The organism is Burkholderia sp. AU28863 (genome assembly GCF_002223195.1).
Lineage (GTDB): Bacteria > Pseudomonadota > Gammaproteobacteria > Burkholderiales > Burkholderiaceae > Burkholderia > Burkholderia sola.
In genome coordinates this window covers 535,157-552,948 of sequence record NZ_NKFE01000006.1, presented here as the reverse complement: position 1 = coordinate 552,948, position 17,792 = coordinate 535,157, and the positions used below count along the sequence as shown (strand labels likewise).

The 17,792-nt window shown below is 62.6% G+C and carries 12 protein-coding genes; 6 read left to right on the top strand and 6 right to left on the bottom strand.

Features of this window, described 5'->3' with window-relative positions:
- Positions 1-2 precede the first annotated feature (2 nt).
- The 5 genes from CFB81_RS29140 to tssB form a co-directional block, all read right to left on the bottom strand.
- Positions 3-2,825 (bottom strand): T6SS effector BTH_I2691 family protein, encoded by a 2,823-nt coding sequence (locus CFB81_RS29140; protein ID WP_089437452.1) that lies wholly within the window; start codon positions 2,823-2,825, stop codon positions 3-5.
- 54 nt (positions 2,826-2,879) lie between these two features.
- On the bottom strand, positions 2,880-3,827 hold the full coding sequence (locus tag CFB81_RS29135; protein WP_124504620.1) for a DUF4123 domain-containing protein: 948 nt from the start codon (positions 3,825-3,827) through the stop codon (positions 2,880-2,882).
- 7 nt (positions 3,828-3,834) lie between these two features.
- Positions 3,835-6,195, bottom strand: a complete 2,361-nt coding sequence (locus CFB81_RS29130) for a type VI secretion system Vgr family protein (RefSeq protein WP_089437450.1) — start codon at positions 6,193-6,195, stop codon at positions 3,835-3,837.
- 82 nt (positions 6,196-6,277) lie between these two features.
- Positions 6,278-7,810: a type VI secretion system contractile sheath large subunit gene (tssC, locus tag CFB81_RS29125; protein ID WP_089437449.1), complete on the bottom strand. Its 1,533-nt coding sequence runs from the start codon at positions 7,808-7,810 to the stop codon at positions 6,278-6,280.
- Positions 7,811-7,883: 73 nt separating this feature from the next.
- Positions 7,884-8,396, bottom strand: a complete 513-nt coding sequence (gene tssB, locus CFB81_RS29120) for a type VI secretion system contractile sheath small subunit (protein ID WP_069230479.1) — start codon at positions 8,394-8,396, stop codon at positions 7,884-7,886.
- 598 nt (positions 8,397-8,994) lie between these two features.
- Here tssB and tssK point away from each other — a divergent pair.
- The 6 genes from tssK (at position 8,995) to tssE (ending at position 16,688) form a co-directional block, all read left to right on the top strand.
- Positions 8,995-10,347 carry a type VI secretion system baseplate subunit TssK gene (gene tssK, locus CFB81_RS29115; protein WP_089437448.1) on the top strand — a complete coding sequence of 451 codons (1,353 nt, stop codon included), beginning with the start codon at positions 8,995-8,997 and terminating at the stop codon, positions 10,345-10,347.
- Positions 10,344-11,075, top strand: a complete 732-nt coding sequence (locus CFB81_RS29110; protein WP_089437447.1) for a DotU family type IV/VI secretion system protein — start codon at positions 10,344-10,346, stop codon at positions 11,073-11,075. The genes tssK and CFB81_RS29110 overlap by 4 nt, the downstream gene beginning before the upstream one ends.
- Before the next feature lie 83 nt (positions 11,076-11,158).
- Entirely contained in the window at positions 11,159-12,793 is a 1,635-nt protein-coding gene (locus CFB81_RS29105) for an OmpA family protein (protein WP_089437446.1), read from the top strand.
- A 108-nt stretch (positions 12,794-12,901) separates the two neighbouring features.
- Positions 12,902-13,387 (top strand): Hcp family type VI secretion system effector, encoded by a 486-nt coding sequence (locus CFB81_RS29100; RefSeq protein ID WP_069617558.1) that lies wholly within the window; start codon positions 12,902-12,904, stop codon positions 13,385-13,387.
- 136 nt (positions 13,388-13,523) lie between these two features.
- Complete coding sequence (gene tssH / locus CFB81_RS29095; protein WP_089437445.1) at positions 13,524-16,247, top strand: type VI secretion system ATPase TssH; 2,724 nt, start codon at positions 13,524-13,526, stop codon at positions 16,245-16,247.
- Positions 16,248-16,262: 15 nt separating this feature from the next.
- Positions 16,263-16,688 carry a type VI secretion system baseplate subunit TssE gene (gene tssE, locus CFB81_RS29090; protein ID WP_089437444.1) on the top strand — a complete coding sequence of 142 codons (426 nt, stop codon included), beginning with the start codon at positions 16,263-16,265 and terminating at the stop codon, positions 16,686-16,688.
- An 83-nt stretch (positions 16,689-16,771) separates the two neighbouring features.
- Here the strand turns inward: tssE and CFB81_RS29085 are convergent, their stop codons facing one another.
- Entirely contained in the window at positions 16,772-17,665 is an 894-nt protein-coding gene (locus CFB81_RS29085; RefSeq protein ID WP_089437536.1) for an NAD(P)H-binding protein, read from the bottom strand.
- Between the last annotated feature and the right edge of the window lie 127 nt (positions 17,666-17,792).

Below are 17,792 nucleotides of genomic sequence, written 5' to 3'. Positions count from 1 at the left end.
TCCTAGCCCTCGCGTGCCTGAAGTCCCATAGATTCCATCGCCTTCTCGAATCCTTTATGCTGTTCTTCTGCTTCCCACGGTGGCGAGTTCGGTGACTTACCGAACCAACAGTTCTTCATCCACGATTGGAGGTCGTTGTCCGAGAAATACCAGATCAAGATTTGCACTATCGTTATCACGACCGCCACCTCCCATCCGGCCAGGAAAAGTACAATGCGCCCGGTACCGATTAGAAATGTGCGTTCGCCGGCAGCCACAACAATCTCTTGCACACCAACCTTCGTCGCAACATCAAATGCCTTCTCGGCGGCAGCCTTCCGAGCGCCAGATTCGACCCCCTTGGCGGCGGCCTTTGCATAGGCGGTTGCCCCTGCGATCCCGGCACTTGCCTTACCGATAAAAACTGTCGCGCCTGGCCCCGCAATGCGAGCAATAAGCGGCGCTGACGAAGTCAAGGCCGTCAGGAAGCTGGCCCCCCCTGCTGCGAACCCTAGAGCAGCCTTCACAAGGTAGAGGAAAACCAATGTTCCGTTGCCTTCCTTCGCGCTCAGATACGCAGATTTCGAATCTGTATAGACACCAAGCAACGAGGAAACTCCACTCAAACATCCAGTGATTGCTTTCAGATTAGCAAGCGACCGTACGGCATCATTCGCCAATGCTGTCGTCACCTTGGCTGAAACCTGAAGACAGGCCGATGTCGACGAGAAGCCACTGGCAAACAGCGCAACATAGTCGTCGCCGGACTTATTCCTCTTTGCAAGCGCCGCTCCGAATGACACTACTTCGATCACAGCCAGCGTGCCCGCGAGCCGCGCGCCGCCCGCTGCTTCCGGGCCCGCGTCAGTAACCTTGAGAGCGGCCCACTTTGCCCGCAGGACCTTGCCACCTTCGTCGGACGCCAGGGATTCCAATGCCCGTGCAGAAGCTTTCGCGGCCGGAACGCCCTGTAGACGAAGCGCCATGTATTCGCCCTGGAACTTCAGGCGCATGGGTCCCTCGACCTTTACAGTTGTCTTCATCAGATCAATCGCATCGGCCCGACTAAATCCGATGCGCATCGCCATCGCCCCACGCAATAGACACCACCCTGCGCAGTCGCCAACCACCCCGAACCCGGTCCACTTGAACAATGAAGGCGCGATTCCGGTCATAAGCCCATCCACGTTCAGCTTCTTCAGTCCAGCCTCGGTAGCGGAGACGGGATGCTCGTGCTCCTTCACCTCCTTCATCTTCTCCCAGTATTCCCCGAATGACTTCACCTTCTCTAGGTATTTCGCAATCCTCTCCGACCACTCGGCGACGTTCTCCATCGTCGTAGTCTTGTATTGCGTGGCCTCGGCCAACAATTGCTTGATCTCGACCTTGGCCTGCTTTTGATTGCCCGCAAAGGCACGCCACACGAGACTTGCCGGCTGAGTCGGGTCCATGTTGTCGACCAGATCGGACACCAGCTTTTCGCCCTTTTCCTCCGACGGCAGGCCCGTAATCGCGTCGCTGACGACCTCCGCGAACGCCTTGCCATCTTCTACGTGGTCTTCGTAGTAGTCGTGCAGCGTCGTCAACAGCAGCGGGGCCTTCAACCAGGCACCGACGTCCGCGCTACGGTTCGCCTGTATCGCAGCGACCGCCGTTTGCACCGACGCAAACCACGGCCGGAACGACGGCAGTTTGGACGGATGCAGCTTTTTCACGTACTTCGGCCATTCCGCTTCACCGATCGCCTTGGCTTCCGCTGGACTGATGACACCCGCCTGCTCGATACGCTTCTGCGACGCCTCAATCTCTTTCGTCGACTGAAATACCGGAATCCCGTCGCCTCCGCCCGACCGCATGAGACCTTCCACGCCGGCCTGCATCGCTGAGCGCCATTTGCTCTTGAAGGCCACTGCGCCATTACGCACCGCGACTTCCGCCGCGTCGATCGACTGCATCGCATCGATTTGCACGGCACGCTCGCGCACGTAAATGCCGAGCATGCTGCCGGCATCGTTTCGGAAGCCGTTCAGCTCGTGCACGTTTCCAATCGCATCCCACAGCGCGAATACCATCGGGGGATAGTGCCGGGCCGCCGAAATCTTGCCGACGTCGTGCATCATCGCCACCAACGCCTTACTCGCCGAATCCGGTGTCGCCTGTCGGATGTGAAGCGGATAGCGCGTCGCCTCGCGTCTGAAGAGCTTCGGGTCGTATCGCCCCGTTTCGTCGCTGAGCTTCTCGGTCATCGAAGGCTGCAACAACGCCGGATTGAAGCCGGGCATATATTCGACGACGGTATCGACGCTCTGCTCGGTTGCCACTGCCGCGTGTTTGTTGGTGCCGCCGGCAATCCATTTCGCCGGCTCGATACATTGCATCCGTTCCTTGCGAAGTGTTGCGTTCTGGGCGTAGAGATCGAAGATCTTCGTGTGCCAGCTATGCTCGGAGAAGGCGAGATAGACTTCCCCACATTTTTCCGGTTGCTCGATGGCGATCATATCCATCGGGACGGCGTGGCCGGACTTCGCGCAGGCCGGGTGCGTGACCGGCTCGACAGGCAGCGGGAGCGACTGCTTCCAGAGGCGACCATCCGCCGTGATTCGGTAGGCCTCCCAGTAGTTTTTCCCGCGTGGCCCTTGGGCGTAAAAAAGGTAAAGCCAGCCCTCGCGCAATGTGCGTAAGCCATAGTTGTGCTCGGTCAACGCAACGCCAGTGATGCCCTCCCCCGTAATGCCGGCGGGCAATTTCGCGGAGATAGTCCTGGGCAGCACGGTATAGCGAACCGGCAGGATCGGCAGGCCCCCCTTTTCGCAGTTGTTGCAGGGAGGTCTCGAGTTCGTTGCCATATCAGTATGCGTGCGGGTAGATCGAAGTGGCTGCATTGATGGATGTCCGGCTATTCAGGCCAGGAACCAGGTCCCGCGCCGAATCTCCTCGACGACGCGTGGATCCAGTTCACTCGCCGCGGCGCAGTACAGATCGCCCCGGGAGACCTTCTCGAGCACGGCCGCCATAGCTGGATGCGCGTCGAAGCTCGGGTGCCAGGCGAGCGCATGACCCACGAACGCGATCTTGTCCTCGCGGTCCCGCAAACCGTGTTGTTCGGCGCGACCGGCACTGTCCACTGCCGCCTGAACCTCCTGCCGGACGGGCTGGCGTTCGACGTCATTCATGAACAGCGCCAGCGCCCGGTTAACAACGGCGTGCCGATGAAATTCGATCCACTGTGCGTCTTCAATCTCGAGATCCGATTGCGAGCGGCCGGGCGCGGCATAAGTCGCAAGCTCGGCGCACGCGTCAAGGGCGTACCACGTCTGAACCGGACCCAGCAGGCGCCGACGCTGCGTGGGTGTGAGGGCCGGCCACATCAGCGCCAGCACGCGTGCGTCGTAGAATCGCAGCAGGCATCGACGGCCTTGGTCATCAACCTGGAGGAGGCTGTCCGACCAGTGATCGACCACCTCCTGCAATGATTCCGTACCCACCAGCCATCCTCCAATCCGCTGCCCTTGACCGCGTGCAACGGATTCCGGCAGACGGTCGGCAAGGGCCACTCGCACGCTTTTCGCGAGGAGCGCGGCGCCGGTCGCAGATGTAAGATCCAGCTCGATCAGGCAGGGCCAATGTTCCGGCGCAACGGCGTTGTGCTCAACCGGGACCGAAGCGCGCTTCGCTTGGCTGAAGAGGACTCCTTCGATCGGGTTGTCATCGAGCGCCCGCAATGACGGATCAACGACCAGCAAACACTTTCCCCCGTGCGTCACGATTGCCTTGTGCAAAGTGTGGACGAGATCATCACAGCCCTGAGCGCCGGCCATCGGTGCAATCGTCTCGTTTTCGATGTGCATGACCACCTCAGTCCAACACGACGCTGGATGCACTGTCAGCCGCTGCGGTGGCAGACCGCCACGCGCACCCTTTGAGATCGCCAGCGGCAAGCTGCGGCGCAGGAAGGCGCATCGACGAGGCGCCGGGTTTGTCCCACGACGCACATTTTTCGAGGATATCGCCCGGCGTGCCGTTCTCGATGCGGTTCGCGTTGATCTTGATGTACGAGCCGCCCGCTCCGATCCAGATCTCCTTGGCCGCCGAAATGACGAGCCGCCCCTCGGCGCTCGAAATCGTGATGTCCTTCATCGCGGTCATGTCGATTGCGTCCGTCTGGGCGCGAATTTCGACCTTCCCCTTCGCCGCGACGAATTTCAGGCCGAGCTTCTGGGCGAACAGGGAAATCGCCTCGCCGGCAGCGACTGTAAAGCGTTTGATAACCCCGAAGTCGGCATTGCCACCCGCCGTAGCAATGAGATTCTGGTCGGCGCTCAACTGCATGTGGTCCCCCGATACAAGGCCAACACCCGCTGGTGCGCTGATGAGAATGCCGGCCCTCCTAAGCTGGTTAAGGGTCTTGTCGAACAACGCCTTTTGCTTTTCGTAATCGGCCGCAATGGCCTGAGACGCTTCCGCTGCGCTGGCCAGTGACTGCATTTGCTGCAACGCCTGTTCGAGGAGTCCCTCGGCCGGCTCCATGGCAAGCTGTTTGCCCTGTGCCGCATACTGGGCATCGGCCGAAATCAGTATTCCCTTCGCGCCCCGCATCGCTACATGCTCGTCCGTTCGCAGTTCGGCACCCTGCCCGCGTTCCTCCCGGTGTTCGTCGACCATGTGCCCAAGGTTGAGCTCACTGGTCTGAAACGGCGTCGTCAGATGAATATGCTCGACACCCTCCTTATCCTCCATCCGCATCTCGTTCCGCGCGGCGGTACGGATCAGGTTCCGGGTATGGTTCCGACTGTTGACGAGATCCGGATGCAGGCTGTCATGCATCGCCCCGATAATCACCGGCCGATCCGGATGACCTTGCGTGAAAACAACAGCCACCTCCGCCCCATCGATCAGCGGAAAATGATGCCCATAGTCGTCACCGCTATACGGCTTCGCGAACCGCACCGGCCGGCTCGTGCCGCCCGGACTCCACTCATCGAGATCGAACGGCAGCTTGATCACATACCAGCCCTGTTCGGTCAGATATGCGTACTTGTAATCCCCAGGAGAGGTAATTCGCGCGGGCAGAATCCCGTCAATCGCCGGTCGCTTGATCGCATCGATGGACGTGCGCCACACACGATCGGACGGAATCCCCTCGAACGTCATCCAATACGACTGATCGCGACCGCCCTGCGACTGAACCTCCGTGATGAAGACCCCATGCTTCGCGTCGGCCGGGTTCGGCTCGATCCGCATGACTTCACCGGCTTCGAGCCAGAACGGGTTACCCGTTCCTTTGAACGTGATCTGTGCGGCGAGATGCGCCTCGTGACGTCGGCGGGCCACACCCTTACCTTCTTCCGGCGTCTCGTAATGCTCGCCCCAGCGGTAATCGACGCCGCTCGTCGTCGTGTCGTCGCGCGCGGCATTTTCCTCGACCAGCAGCGACACACCGGCCTGCCGATGGTTGTAGTCGTGCAGACGAACAGCTTCAGGTACACGGCGGGTCCGCTTCTCGAACGTCTTGATCGCGTCAGCACTGGAACTTTCGAGCCCCGAGTCTCGCCGGTGCGACACGGTACGTTGCTTGCGTGCGTAGGCATCCAGATCATCGCCAAACACGATCACAGCGTGATCCTTCTTCTGCTCCCAGCGGAACCAGATTCCTTCTTCCGCGCAAAGGCGCTGAATAAACGCGAATGTCGTTTCGTGATACTGGGTAATGTACTCGCGCCGCTTGTATTCGCCGCGCAGCCGAAACAGGAAATCGACACCGGCCCGGTAGCCGTAATGACGTAGCGTGTCGGTCACGATCTCCTCGACCGACTGCTTCTGGAACAGCCGGTTCGTCACACCCCGGTTCAAGTCGGCGAGCTTCGGCTCGAGCCGCACGCGATAGTGGGTTTGATCGGCCGAACTGCCGAACTCGTCGAACTGCGTGATGACGCCGTGAATCGTATAAGCCGGCGACATCGTGCTGAATTGGCCTGCATTCTCGCCAAACATCCTGCGCAGATAGTCGAGGTTCGGATCGACCGGCGCGATGATGAATTTAGCGGGACGGCCGACCACCTGATCCATCGGGATACCGGCCATCGGGCTCGTGAATTCGATGTCGTAGCGGTACAGCTCGCTCACGGCGTCCCGGCCCGTGAACCGCAGCACGGACGTCGGCGCCGGATGAGGCGCCAGCTTCAATTCATAAGCCTGCGACGGCAGTATCATCGACATGGATTTTCTCTCAGGTGCACGAACACCACGGCGCCGCCGGGCAGCCATCAGCGTCCCGGCGGGTCATGCATGAAACGGCGGATCAGCCCTTGGCCTTCGGCATCTGCGACACGAGCGACAGGCCGATGTCCATGCCCTCGACCTGGAAGTGCGGGATGATGAACAGCTTGATGCGGAAGAAGCCCGGGTTGTCGTCGATGTCCTCGACCGTCACCTTCGCCTCGCGCAGCGGGTGCGACGCCTGCAGCTCGTCGCCCGGATCCTTCATCTCGGTCACGAGCCCCTTGATCCAGTTGTTCAGCTCGAGCTCGAGCAGACGCCGGTCCTTGGTCGTGCCGATGTTCTCGCGCTGAATCAGCTTCAGGTAGTGCGCGATGCGCGACAGCAGGAAGATGTACGGCAAGCGCGCATTGATGCGGCTGTTGGCCGTCGCCTCCTTCGTCTCGTACAGCGCCGGCTTTTGCGTCGAGCTGGCCGAGAAGAAGCACGCGAAATCGTGGTTCTTGTAGAACGACAGCGGAATGAAGCCGAGATTCGCGAACTCGAACTCGCGCGTTTCCGGGATCAGCACCTCGGTCGGAATCTTCGGCTGCACGCCGGTGCCGAGGTCATACAGGTGAACCGGCAGGTCTTCCACCTTGCCGCCCGCCTGCGGGCCGCGAATCTGCACGCACCAGCCGTTGCTGACGAAGCTGCGTACCATGTTGGCCGCGAACGCGAACGACGCGTTGACCCACAGATACTTGTCGTGGTCCGGGCCCTTCACCGCTTCTTCGTAGTTGAATGCACGCACCGGCGTCGTATCCTTGCCGTACGGCAAACGGCCGAGCACGCGCGGCATCGTCAGGCCGACGTAACGCGCATCGTCGGTGTCGCGGAAGCTTTTCCACTTGATGTACTCGGCACGATCGAAGTAGTTGCCGATGTCCTGGATGGACGCCACTTCTTCCATCGACTTCTTGCCGAAGAATGCGGCGCCCACCGAGCCGATGAACGGCATGTGCGCCGCAGCCGCGACCTTCGAAATATTGCGCAGCAGCGCGACATCCATCGGCGCGTTCCCGAATTCGAAATCGCTGATCATCGCGCTGATCGGCTGGCCGCCCGGCGTGTCGTATTCCTCGATGTACGTGAGACGATACAGGCCGCTCTGAATCAGTTCCGGCGAATCCTCGAAGTCGCGCTGCAGCGCATCCTTCGATACATCCAGCACCTCGATGCGGGCGTTCTTGCGGAAGTCCGTGCGCGACACGAGCATCTTCAGGCCCCGCCAGCGACCTTCGAGCGCCTGGAAATCCGGTGCATGCATGACCGCGTCGAGCTGGCGGCTGATCTGCCGATCAAGCTGCCCGATGTAAAAATCGAGCAGCGACTTGTCGAGTCGGTCGACCGGCTTGCTTTCCTTCGCGATCAGGTTGAGCAGCGCGTCCATGCCGCGTGCGACCCGTTCGTCGGCCGACGCTTCCGACAACGCGTCGTTGTCGCGGAACGCTTCCATCGGCCGCGCCTCGGCGACCGGCTTCAGGTTGATCTTGTTGCACAGCGCGGCATAGACGCTGTCGTTGTCGAGCGCGATGGTTTCCGTGGCGCCCTGGCGCGATTCATTCTGGTTCATGTTTCTCTCAGTCACGTTTGGTATGGCTGCGTGGTTGCGGGAGGCGGTGACGGCCGTCTTGGGCCGGCCGCGCTCACGCATGGCCTTCCTGTTGCAGGGTGGCCGTCGCGATTTGTCCCAGTTCGCCGCGCAGCTTGTCGGACAGGCGCTTGTCCTTCAGGATCTTCTCGAACTCGCGCCGGAACATGCCGTTGTCGAGCAGATTCGACTTGAGGTCGCGCAGCAGATTGCGCATCGCCAGCATCGCTTGCAGTTCCGGAATCTGGCGAGCAACCTGCTCGGGCTCGAAATCCTTCATCGAACGGAACGAGAGATTCACCGGCAGTTCGGAGCCGTCGCCGGCCAGGGTGTTCTCCGCGGCGATCTTGAGATCCGGTGCATGGTCGGCCAGGACCGCGTCGAAGTTGTTCTTGTCGATATTGACCTTCTTGCGCTCCGCCAGCGGCGCCTGTTCGCGGCCCGCGCTGAAATCGCCCGCGACGAGCAGCTTCAACGGCAGCTCGACCTTCTTCTGGGCCCCGCCCGTATGCAAATCCAGCGTAATCGAGACGCGACTCTTCGGAATTTCTCTCTGGAAGCTATCCATTTGCAATCCTTATTTAGTGATGGTCAAGCATAGGTCGGGCGCACCGCGTGTTCGGCACGATGGTCTCTTCGATATGTCGCGCGTGGATGCAATGTGCACCGTGTCCCGATCGATATTTCATCGCATGGTCTCCGTTCGCGCGACGAAATCGCATGGGACTTATACACGGCAAATTCCGAGTGAGTCAAAGCGCGTTGTTCAAAAAACCACAACGATCAAATGCAAAAAATCGCAAACATTCTGAAACAATTTGCAATTCAAAAGACATCCGATATTTTCGAGATAAATTTCGGTCGAGCCGAATGACGATACTCAAATCGACCGGCAATTCCGCCGCACTTCCTTGTTACATGGCGGCTCATGCGTTTCCAATCGATCGCTTGCCATCGTTTTCCGCGCCTCTCACATTCGTCCACGCAACCATATATCCCAAAAATAACCACCCGACCGATTGTGAAATTCGTTCACACTTTACACCTTTCAATTAGTAAACCGAACAATATGGTTATTCGAAAAATTGGTTGCACGTTCAAAAAGAGGTCGTGTATAGGTTACGCCCTTGACCCGAATAACGAACAAACAAACCACACGAGAGACCATGCGAATCGCGAAGCCGCTATGGCACGAGGGCCTCATCCTGACCCAACAGCATTTTCAGCAACAGGATAGATGGGCTGAATTTGCGCTACGTCAGTACGCCTGCACGGCTGTCGCACAGCCATGGGGAACGCTTGCCGTCGAGGTCGACGAAGAAGCGCTGTCGACAGGGCGCCTGAAACTCGCTGGCCTGCGGCTGTGTTTTCCGGACGGCACGCCGATCGATACGACCGTCGCCGATACGCTGCCGCCGGCGCGCGATCTGACGCAAGGCGTGCCAGCGGACATGCAGAGCGTCGTCGTGTTCGCAGCGCTCGCGTTGCCGGATGCAAATGGCAGCAACTGCCGTTTCGACGAGACGTCACTCGCCCGCCCGCGGCGCGCTTACCGTGAATTCGTCAAGGTCACGGACCTGAACGGGACCGCCGAAGCCGAAATCGCAGTCGAACGGCATGCAGTACGGCTCGTGTTCGACTTCGAGTCGCACGCCGACGACACGGTCTGTGCGATCGCGCGACTGACGCGCGGCGCCGGCGGCCAGTTCCAGGTCGATCGACACTTCGTGCCGCCGTGCCTGACGCTCGCCAGCCATCCGCTGCACGTCGAGCGAATCAATCGTCTGACGGACATCCTTCACGCCAGGACCCTCGCGCTCGGTGCGCGTCGTAGCGAGCGCATGACCGACGTCGCGGAATACGGCGTGGCCGACGTGCAACTCTTCTGGCTGCTTCATTGCATCCACGCGGCATGGCCGCAGTTGCGACTGTTCGCCACGCATCCGAGCCGCCCTCCGGAGCATCTGTACACGGCACTCGCGCAACTGACGAGCGCGCTGATGACGTTCTCGACCGAAGCGGAGCTCACCGACATTCCGGTGTACGACCATGTGCACGCCGACGAGGTATTCGCGAAACTGGAATCGCTGATCCGCACGCTGCTCGACGCCATCATTCCGTCAAGAGTCGTGTCGATCGGCCTCATCCGCAAGGGGCCGACCACATGGACCGGCCAGTTCCTCGACGAACGGATCGTCGCGGATTCCGTCGATTGGTATCTGTCGGTCAGCGCGCCAATGCCCGCATTCGAACTGGTCGAACAGTTTCCACGGCTATGCAAGATCGGCGCCCCCGACGACGTCGAACACATCATCAATTCGGCCTTGCTAGGCGTCCCGCTCAAGGCCGTCCAGCGCGTGCCCGGCGCGATCCCGGTGCGTCTGGACAATCACTATTTCGCGCTGGACGCGTCCAGTGCCGTGCACGCGAAGATGCTCGCCGCGCGAGCCTGTCAAATCTATCTGCCCGCGTCGATACCGGACGCGTCGCTCGAACTCTACGCTGTGTTGCGTTCATGAATGCCCTGACCTCCAATCGAAGCGACACCGCCCTGCTGCCGAACGCGACGGGCGCCGGCAACCCGCACGGCGACCGGATGCGCGATCTGCTGCGCGACACCGCACTGCTCGTGACGACGCTGGCCTCCGGCGGACAGACTCAGGACGCGGTCGCGTTGCGTGCTCGGTGCAAGCAGCTGGTCGAGCAATTTGCGAGCGCGCTGCGGCACCGAGGCTTTTCGGACGACGTGCGCAACGACGCACTGATTGCCCAATGCGGGCTGCTCGACGAGGTCGCGCTGCGGCACCTTCCCGGGGAATTCCGATCCGCATGGGAGCGCGAACCGCTGCAAGTGGAACAATTCAACCTGCATGAAGCCGGTGAGCGCGTATTCGAGCGCCTGGACATCCGGATGAGCGAGCCCGCCCCGCCCGTCGCTTTGCTCGAATGCTACTCCGCCATCCTTGGGTTGGGATTCGTCGGCCGGTACGCGCGCGATGGTGAAGCCAAGCGGACTGCGTTGATCGCGGCGTTGAATGCGAGGCTGGAAACGCTGCGGCCCGCCCTGGATCAGCCGTTCATCACAGATCGCGCGGGACGCCGTGTGTCCGACTGGTTCTACCGGCTGTCCCCGTGGGCGATCGCGGGGCTCACCTGTGCCGCGGCCGCGATCGTATGGGGTGTCTGGTCGGCCACGCTCGACGGGCAGCTCGCGCATCTCGTGGCGGCAAAAGCCGTTCGCCCGTGAGATCCACCCCGCCTGTTCGGTCCGCGGAATCGAAGCGGCCACCTGACTGCACGCACGAAGGCCTCGGCTATCCGTCGCGGCTCATGGTCGCGTTTGCAACCGTGTTGGCGTTCGCGGTGATCTGGTTGGTACTTCCGCTCGGCTCCGACGCCGCCTGGGCACTTTCGGCCATTGCCGGGAGTGCCGCCTTCGCGCTGATGCTCTGGTGTACGCGCAAGCTTGCCCGCGCGCGTCGCCAGGGCGCACATGTGCTGACCGCGCTGGGCGAAGCGACGGCCGACATTCCGGTGAAGCTGCGCACACGCATGCCGCTCGTGCTGGTGACCGGCGATGGTCTGCCCGCGCTGTTCGACCGTGCCGGAGAAGTCCGGCACGCACACGTGGGCGACGGCGGCATCTGGCTGCGCGTCGATCGCCCTCAGGATCTGCCGCGCCTGGCCGTTGCGGTCAGGCAGTGGCGCGACGGGCGAGCCCCGGACGGCGTCGTGCTGTCGGTCGCGCCTGCGCTGCATGCGGAAATCGACACGCTGACCCACAACCTGCGTGCCGTACGGCAGGCCGTCGCCGATGCCGCCCGCGTGCTGGGTACGCGACTACCGGGCTATGTCGCGGTCTACCAGCGGCTCACCACCGGCCCCGTCGACCCCTCGACGCCAGAGTGGTACGGCGTGTCGTCGGCCGCCCGCATGGCGGTCGGCGAACGTTTCGAATCCGTGGTCCGCGCGGCGGAAAACCAGGTCCAGCGCGCGTCCGGCGATTGCGTCGCGGCGGCACGCGCCGCCGCGCTGGCCTCAATCGTCGGCTGGACGCAACGCGTGGTTGTCGGCCCACTGACGGACCGACAACAGCCGGCGGCACCATGGGCGCTGTTCGGCACCGGCTGGATCGACTGCGGACCGGCGAGTACGCCCCGAAACCTGTGGGAACGCGATGTCGAAATGCGGACGCACGTGGCGCGTGTCAACGCCATCTCCTCGCCGACGCCGTGGCCGCTCCCGCAGTCGCTGATCGAAGCGATGCCGCGACGATACTGGATGTCTCCGCGCCGGGCCGCCACGGGCCACGCACTCGCCGTGCTCGCCTGCGCCGCTGCCATCGCATTCTGGGGTGCGGCCAGGAACAACGAAGCGCTGCTGGATCGCATCGCCGCCGATCTCGCCCGCTATTCGAATATCCCGGCAAAGCACGACGCGGCAAAGCGGGACGCACTGCAGGCGCTCGTGGCCGATCGCGATCAACTCGATCGCTACGCGCGCACCGGTGTTCCGCTGCGCTTGTCGTTCGGCATGTATCGGGGCGCGCACTTGATGCCCGTGCTGAACAGCGCGATCGCCTCGTACGAGCCGCCGCCACCTCCTCCTGCTGTCGTCTCGCTCGACAGCATGTCGCTGTTCGACAGTGGCAAGGCGCTGCTGAAGCCCGGGTCGAACCGTGCGATGGTCGGCGCACTGGAGATGATCCAAGCGCACCCCGATAAACGCATCCTCGTCGCCGGCTACACCGACAACGTGGGCAATCCGGACAGCAACCTGAAGCTTTCGGCCGCCCGCGCGCAAGCCGTGCGCGACTGGCTGGTCGACGCATCCGGTATTTCCGCAACCCGGTTTGCGATTCAAGGCTACGGCATGACGCGCCCGCTCTCGAGCAACGACACGCCTGACGGACGCGCGAGAAACCGTCGCGTGGAAATTACCCTGGTACCCGACACGGGAAGGTAGCGATCCAGGTTCAGCCCCCGAAGCAACCCGCTTCGGGATTCTCAAGCTCAGGGGCTCGCTCCTGGCGAGTTTAGTAGTGCGTACAGTGAAATATAAAGGAGCAAGGCAATGGCAATTCCGGCCTACATGTGGCTCAAGGACGACGGCGGCGCCGACATCAAGGGTTCGGTGACGGTTCAGGAACGCGAAGGCAGCGTCGAACTCGTCGCATTCGATCACGGCGTGCATATCCCGACCGACGGCAATACCGGCAAGCTGACAGGCACGCGCGTCCACAAACCCATCACGCTGACGAAGGAAACCGACGCGTCGACGCCGTATCTGTACAAGGCCGTGACGAGCGGCCAGACGCTCAAGTCGGTCGAGATCAAGTGGTACAAGATCGACGACGCGGGCAAGGAGAAGGAATACTTCAACACGAAGCTCGACAACGTGAAGATCGTCGCCGTGAATCCGGTCATGCACGACATCAAGAATCCGGCCTACGAGAAGCACAACCACCTCGAAAACGTGGAGCTTCGCTACGAAACGATCACCTGGTCGTACAAGGACGGCAACATTATCCACAAGGACACCTGGAACGAGCGGTCCTGATCCCTATCGATGGTCGAACCGCCGGCTCCTCGCGCGGTTCCTTTGCCAGCCTGGCCGGGTCAGGCTGGCCTTCATGTTCTCGAGACCCAGTCCGGCCAACGACTGCGCGTCGCCCCTCCCCTCTTCGGACATCGACATGACCCCGCGCGACACGACCCACCTGCTCCGCCGACTCAATCCGCACTGCGCGAAGGCGCTCGAAGCGGCCGTGAGCTTATGCCTGACGCGTCTCGCGGACGAGATCACCGTCGAGCACTGGCTGCTGAAACTGATCGAGGCCGGCGACGGAGACATCCCGGCGATCTTGCGGCATTACAGTATCGACCTCGACGTCGTCTGGGATGCGCTGCTCGCATCGATCGAACATCTTCCACGTAATCTTCGGGGCAAGCCGGCATTGTCTCCGCAACTGGCGACCGTGCTGCAGGACGCATGGGTGCGCGCAGCGTCCGAGACAGACGACGCGACCATCCGGTCTGGCGATCTGCTGCAGGCGATCGTCGATCGGCCCCACGTACTGCGTGCGCAAAACGCGTGGCCCCTGCTGTCCGTCAGCAGCACGCAGATCCAGCGCGTCCTGCCGCGTCTTGCGCATCGTTCATGCGAGCGCTCGCACGCGAACGATGTCGAAACCGGTGCGGATGACCCTCCGTTCGTCCCCGTAGCCAATCAGACGCCGGAATCGGCCGCACCCGTCGCGGCAGCAATGCTCGCGCCCCGGCGAACCACGGACGGTGATGCCCTTTCCCGCTTCGCGATCGATCTGACGGACAAGGCTCGACGCGGTGCGATCGATCCGGTATTCGGCCGCGATCGCGAAATCCAGCAGATGGTCGACGTGCTCGCGCGTCGGCGCAAGAACAATCCGATCCTGGTCGGCGAGCCCGGCGTCGGCAAAACCGCGCTCGTCGAAGGGCTCGCGCTGCGCGTCGCCGAGGCAAGCGTCCCGAACGTGATTCGCGACGTGCGCATCCTGACACTCGATTTGGGCTTGCTGCAGGCCGGTGCCGGGGTGAAAGGGGAATTCGAGCAACGCCTGAAGAACGTCATCGACGAGGTTCAGTCTTCACCCGAACCGATCCTGCTCTTCATCGATGAGGCGCACACATTGATCGGCGCGGGCAATGCCGCCGGCGGCGCCGACGCCGCGAACCTGCTCAAACCGGCGCTCGCGCGCGGCGAACTGCGGACGATCGCGGCAACGACATGGTCCGAGTACAAGGAATTCTTCGAGCGCGACGCCGCGCTCGAGCGCCGCTTCCAGATCATCAAGGTCGGCGAACCCGACGACGATGCGGCCTGCCTGATGTTGCGAGGCCTGAAGAACCGCTATGCGGAATATCATAACGTGCACATTCGGGATGAAGCGCTGACCGCGGCAGTGAAACTCTCTCGACGCTATATTCCGGCGCGTCAGCTGCCGGACAAGGCGGTCGATCTGATCGATACCGCTGCCGCACGGGTGCGAATCGGGCTTGAATCCCCGCCAGCGGAACTGCAGCGTGCGCGCGCCACAGTCTCTGCCCTCGAACTCGAACTGGCGACGCTCGACGCGGACGCGCAGGCCGGTATCGATGACGTTGCGCCGCGGCGTGTAGCGCTGGAGCACGCGCTGACCGACGCGCGGAACATCCTGACCGGCCTGCAGGCGCGCCATGTCGGCGAACTCGAGCTGGTTCGCCTCGTTCACCAGCGTCGGGAGGAGATCGCCAACGGCGGCTCGGCATCCAGCCACGGCCAGCTCGATGACATCAAGCGCCTACTGGCCGACCGGCAAGGCAACGCCCCGCTGATCTCCGTCGATGTCGATGCAGCGGCCATCGCGCGTGTCGTTGCGGAATGGACGGGTGTGCCGGTCGGCAACCTCGTCGAAGACGAATTGCCGAGCCTGCTGAACCTCGAACAGCAATTGGCGACGCGCGTGGTCGCACAAGACGATGCGCTCGCCGCGCTCGCGGAGAGCCTGCGCACCGCGAAGGCGGGCCTGAAGCATGAACATGCACCACTCGGCGTTTTTCTGCTCGCAGGACCATCGGGCGTCGGCAAGACCGAAACGGCGCTGGCCCTGGCCGACCTGCTGTTCGGCGGCGAGGTCGCGCTCACGACGATCAACATGTCGGAATATCAGGAAGCACACACGGTGTCGCAACTGAAAGGCTCGCCACCAGGCTATGTCGGCTACGGCCGCGGCGGCATCCTCACCGAAGCCGTGCGGCAGCGGCCGTACGGTGTCGTGCTGCTCGATGAAGTCGAAAAAGCCCACCGCGACGTGCTCGACATGTTCTATCAGGTGTTCGACCGCGGCATGATGCGCGACGGCGAAGGGCGCGAGATCGACTTCCGCAATTGCGTGATTCTGATGACGTCCAATCTCGGCAGCGCACGGATTGACGAGATGACCGCCGACGATCCGCAGATTTCCCAGGCGGCGTTGCTCGAGGCGATCCACCCGCAGCTTGTGGCGCACTTCCAGCCCGCGCTGCTCGCGCGCTTCCAGTCGCTGGTCTATCGGCCGCTCGATGCCGCCGCACTCGCGTCGATCGTTCGGCTCAAGCTGTCGAAGGTCGCCGACCGCCTGCGCCGGCAACACGGCGTCGAGCTGGCGTGCGACGAATCCTTGATCGACACGATGGCCGAGCTTTGCCTCGCGCGCGAGTCCGGTGCGCGCAACGTCGATGCGTTCCTCAACCAGCGGATTCTGCCGAACGTGTCGCGTGAACTGCTTGCGCGGATGGCTGCCGGTACCGCGCCGGAAAAGATCGTGCTGTCGAGCTCGGCCGAAGCGAGCGTGACGATCGATTTCATTGACCGGAACAACGCCGCGGCGGGCGCGGCGAAGCCGACCCGCGCGACCGCGTAACCGGAGGCCAGGACCATGCAGGCGCGCCCCTCTCTCCACGACATGCTGCTGGGCCAGATCGGCGGTGAGCCGCTCGATGCCTACGACGACCGAACACTCGAGTGCATGAGCGTCCAGCAGAATGTGCAGCGCATCCTGAACACGCGTGCCGGCGCGCTGAAGCATCTGCCGGACTATGGTCTGCCGGATCTGACGAACATTTACAAGGCGCTGCCCGCGTCAGCCCACATGCTCAAGCAGCAGATGGAGGCGACACTCCTGAAATATGAGCCTCGTATCCGCTCCATCGACGTCGCCATCCTCGAAAACGACGATCCCGGCGTGCTGGTGAGCTTTGAAATGACATGCCATCTGAAGAAGGCCGGACTCGTGCGGTTCGGCACGTATTTCGAGCCGCCCGGACGTATGTGGTTGAAACGCCGGAGTACCGGGCACGATTAAAAGTGCTCCCCGAGGTCCGGACCGGTTTCGCGACTTGCGAATCCCGGTCCATCGAAATCGACGCCAGATGCCGGTTACCTGCGTCACGCCGTCGCCGCATGTGCGCGCACTAGAACAGCAAGCGCCTCCTCCGGCGTCGTCGTCCCGTACACCCGCTCCGACACGTCGGCTTCCACATCGATCCGCCCGGCGTTATGCACATCGTACAGATCGACGATCAGCTGCGCATGACGTTCGCTGAGCCCGGCACGCAACAGCACCGCGTTCCACGTATCGCGCGGCAACTCGTGCGCGACGATCGAGCGGCCCGCCGCCGCGCCCAACGTATCCGCGATCGCCGTCACGCTCACCCGCCGCGGCCCTTCGACGCTGACGATGCGCGGCCCGCTCCCGCCTTCCGGTGCATCGAGCAGCAGCCGCGCCCCGACGACGCCCACATCGGGCGCCCAGACCGTCGGAAACGCCTTGCCGACCGGATGGTGGAAGCTCGGCAGCACGCCGGTGCCGAGCGCGACCGGCAGCACACGCGCCCAGTTCTGCAGATGCTCGGCCGAGCGCAGCAGCGTCAGTCGAGTGGGGATCGGCTTCAGCCGTTCCTCGAAGTCATGGAACAGACGCGTGATACCCGTATTGCCTTCAAGCTCCGCGCCGTAGTCCGACAACGCAAGCAATGCCGGCGGCGGGTTTGCGGCGAGCGCGGCGGTCGCTGCATCGATCGTCCGTGTCATCGTCGCGGCCGGATCGGGATCGGCGGTCGGCACCGGGCACAGTATCTGCACGGCCTGCGCGCCGTCGATCGCCGCGGCGATCGCGTTCGCGTCCGTCAGGTCCGCGATCGCGACATCGCAGCCGAGCTGCACGAAACGTTCACGATGGCGTGTGTCGCGCAGCACCGCGCGCACGGAATGGCCTGCGTCGCGCAAGGCTGTCACGGTCGACCGGCCCACGTTGCCGGATGCTCCGAAGATCACGAACACGATTCGCTCCTGATGGATGAAAGTGTTGTGATTGTCGGCATGCGAGGCCGGGAAAGCGCGCACGGACGGATGAGTCGAACAGGAAAGGATGACGCGATGCAAGCGCAGGCATGGCCCGCGCCTTCGT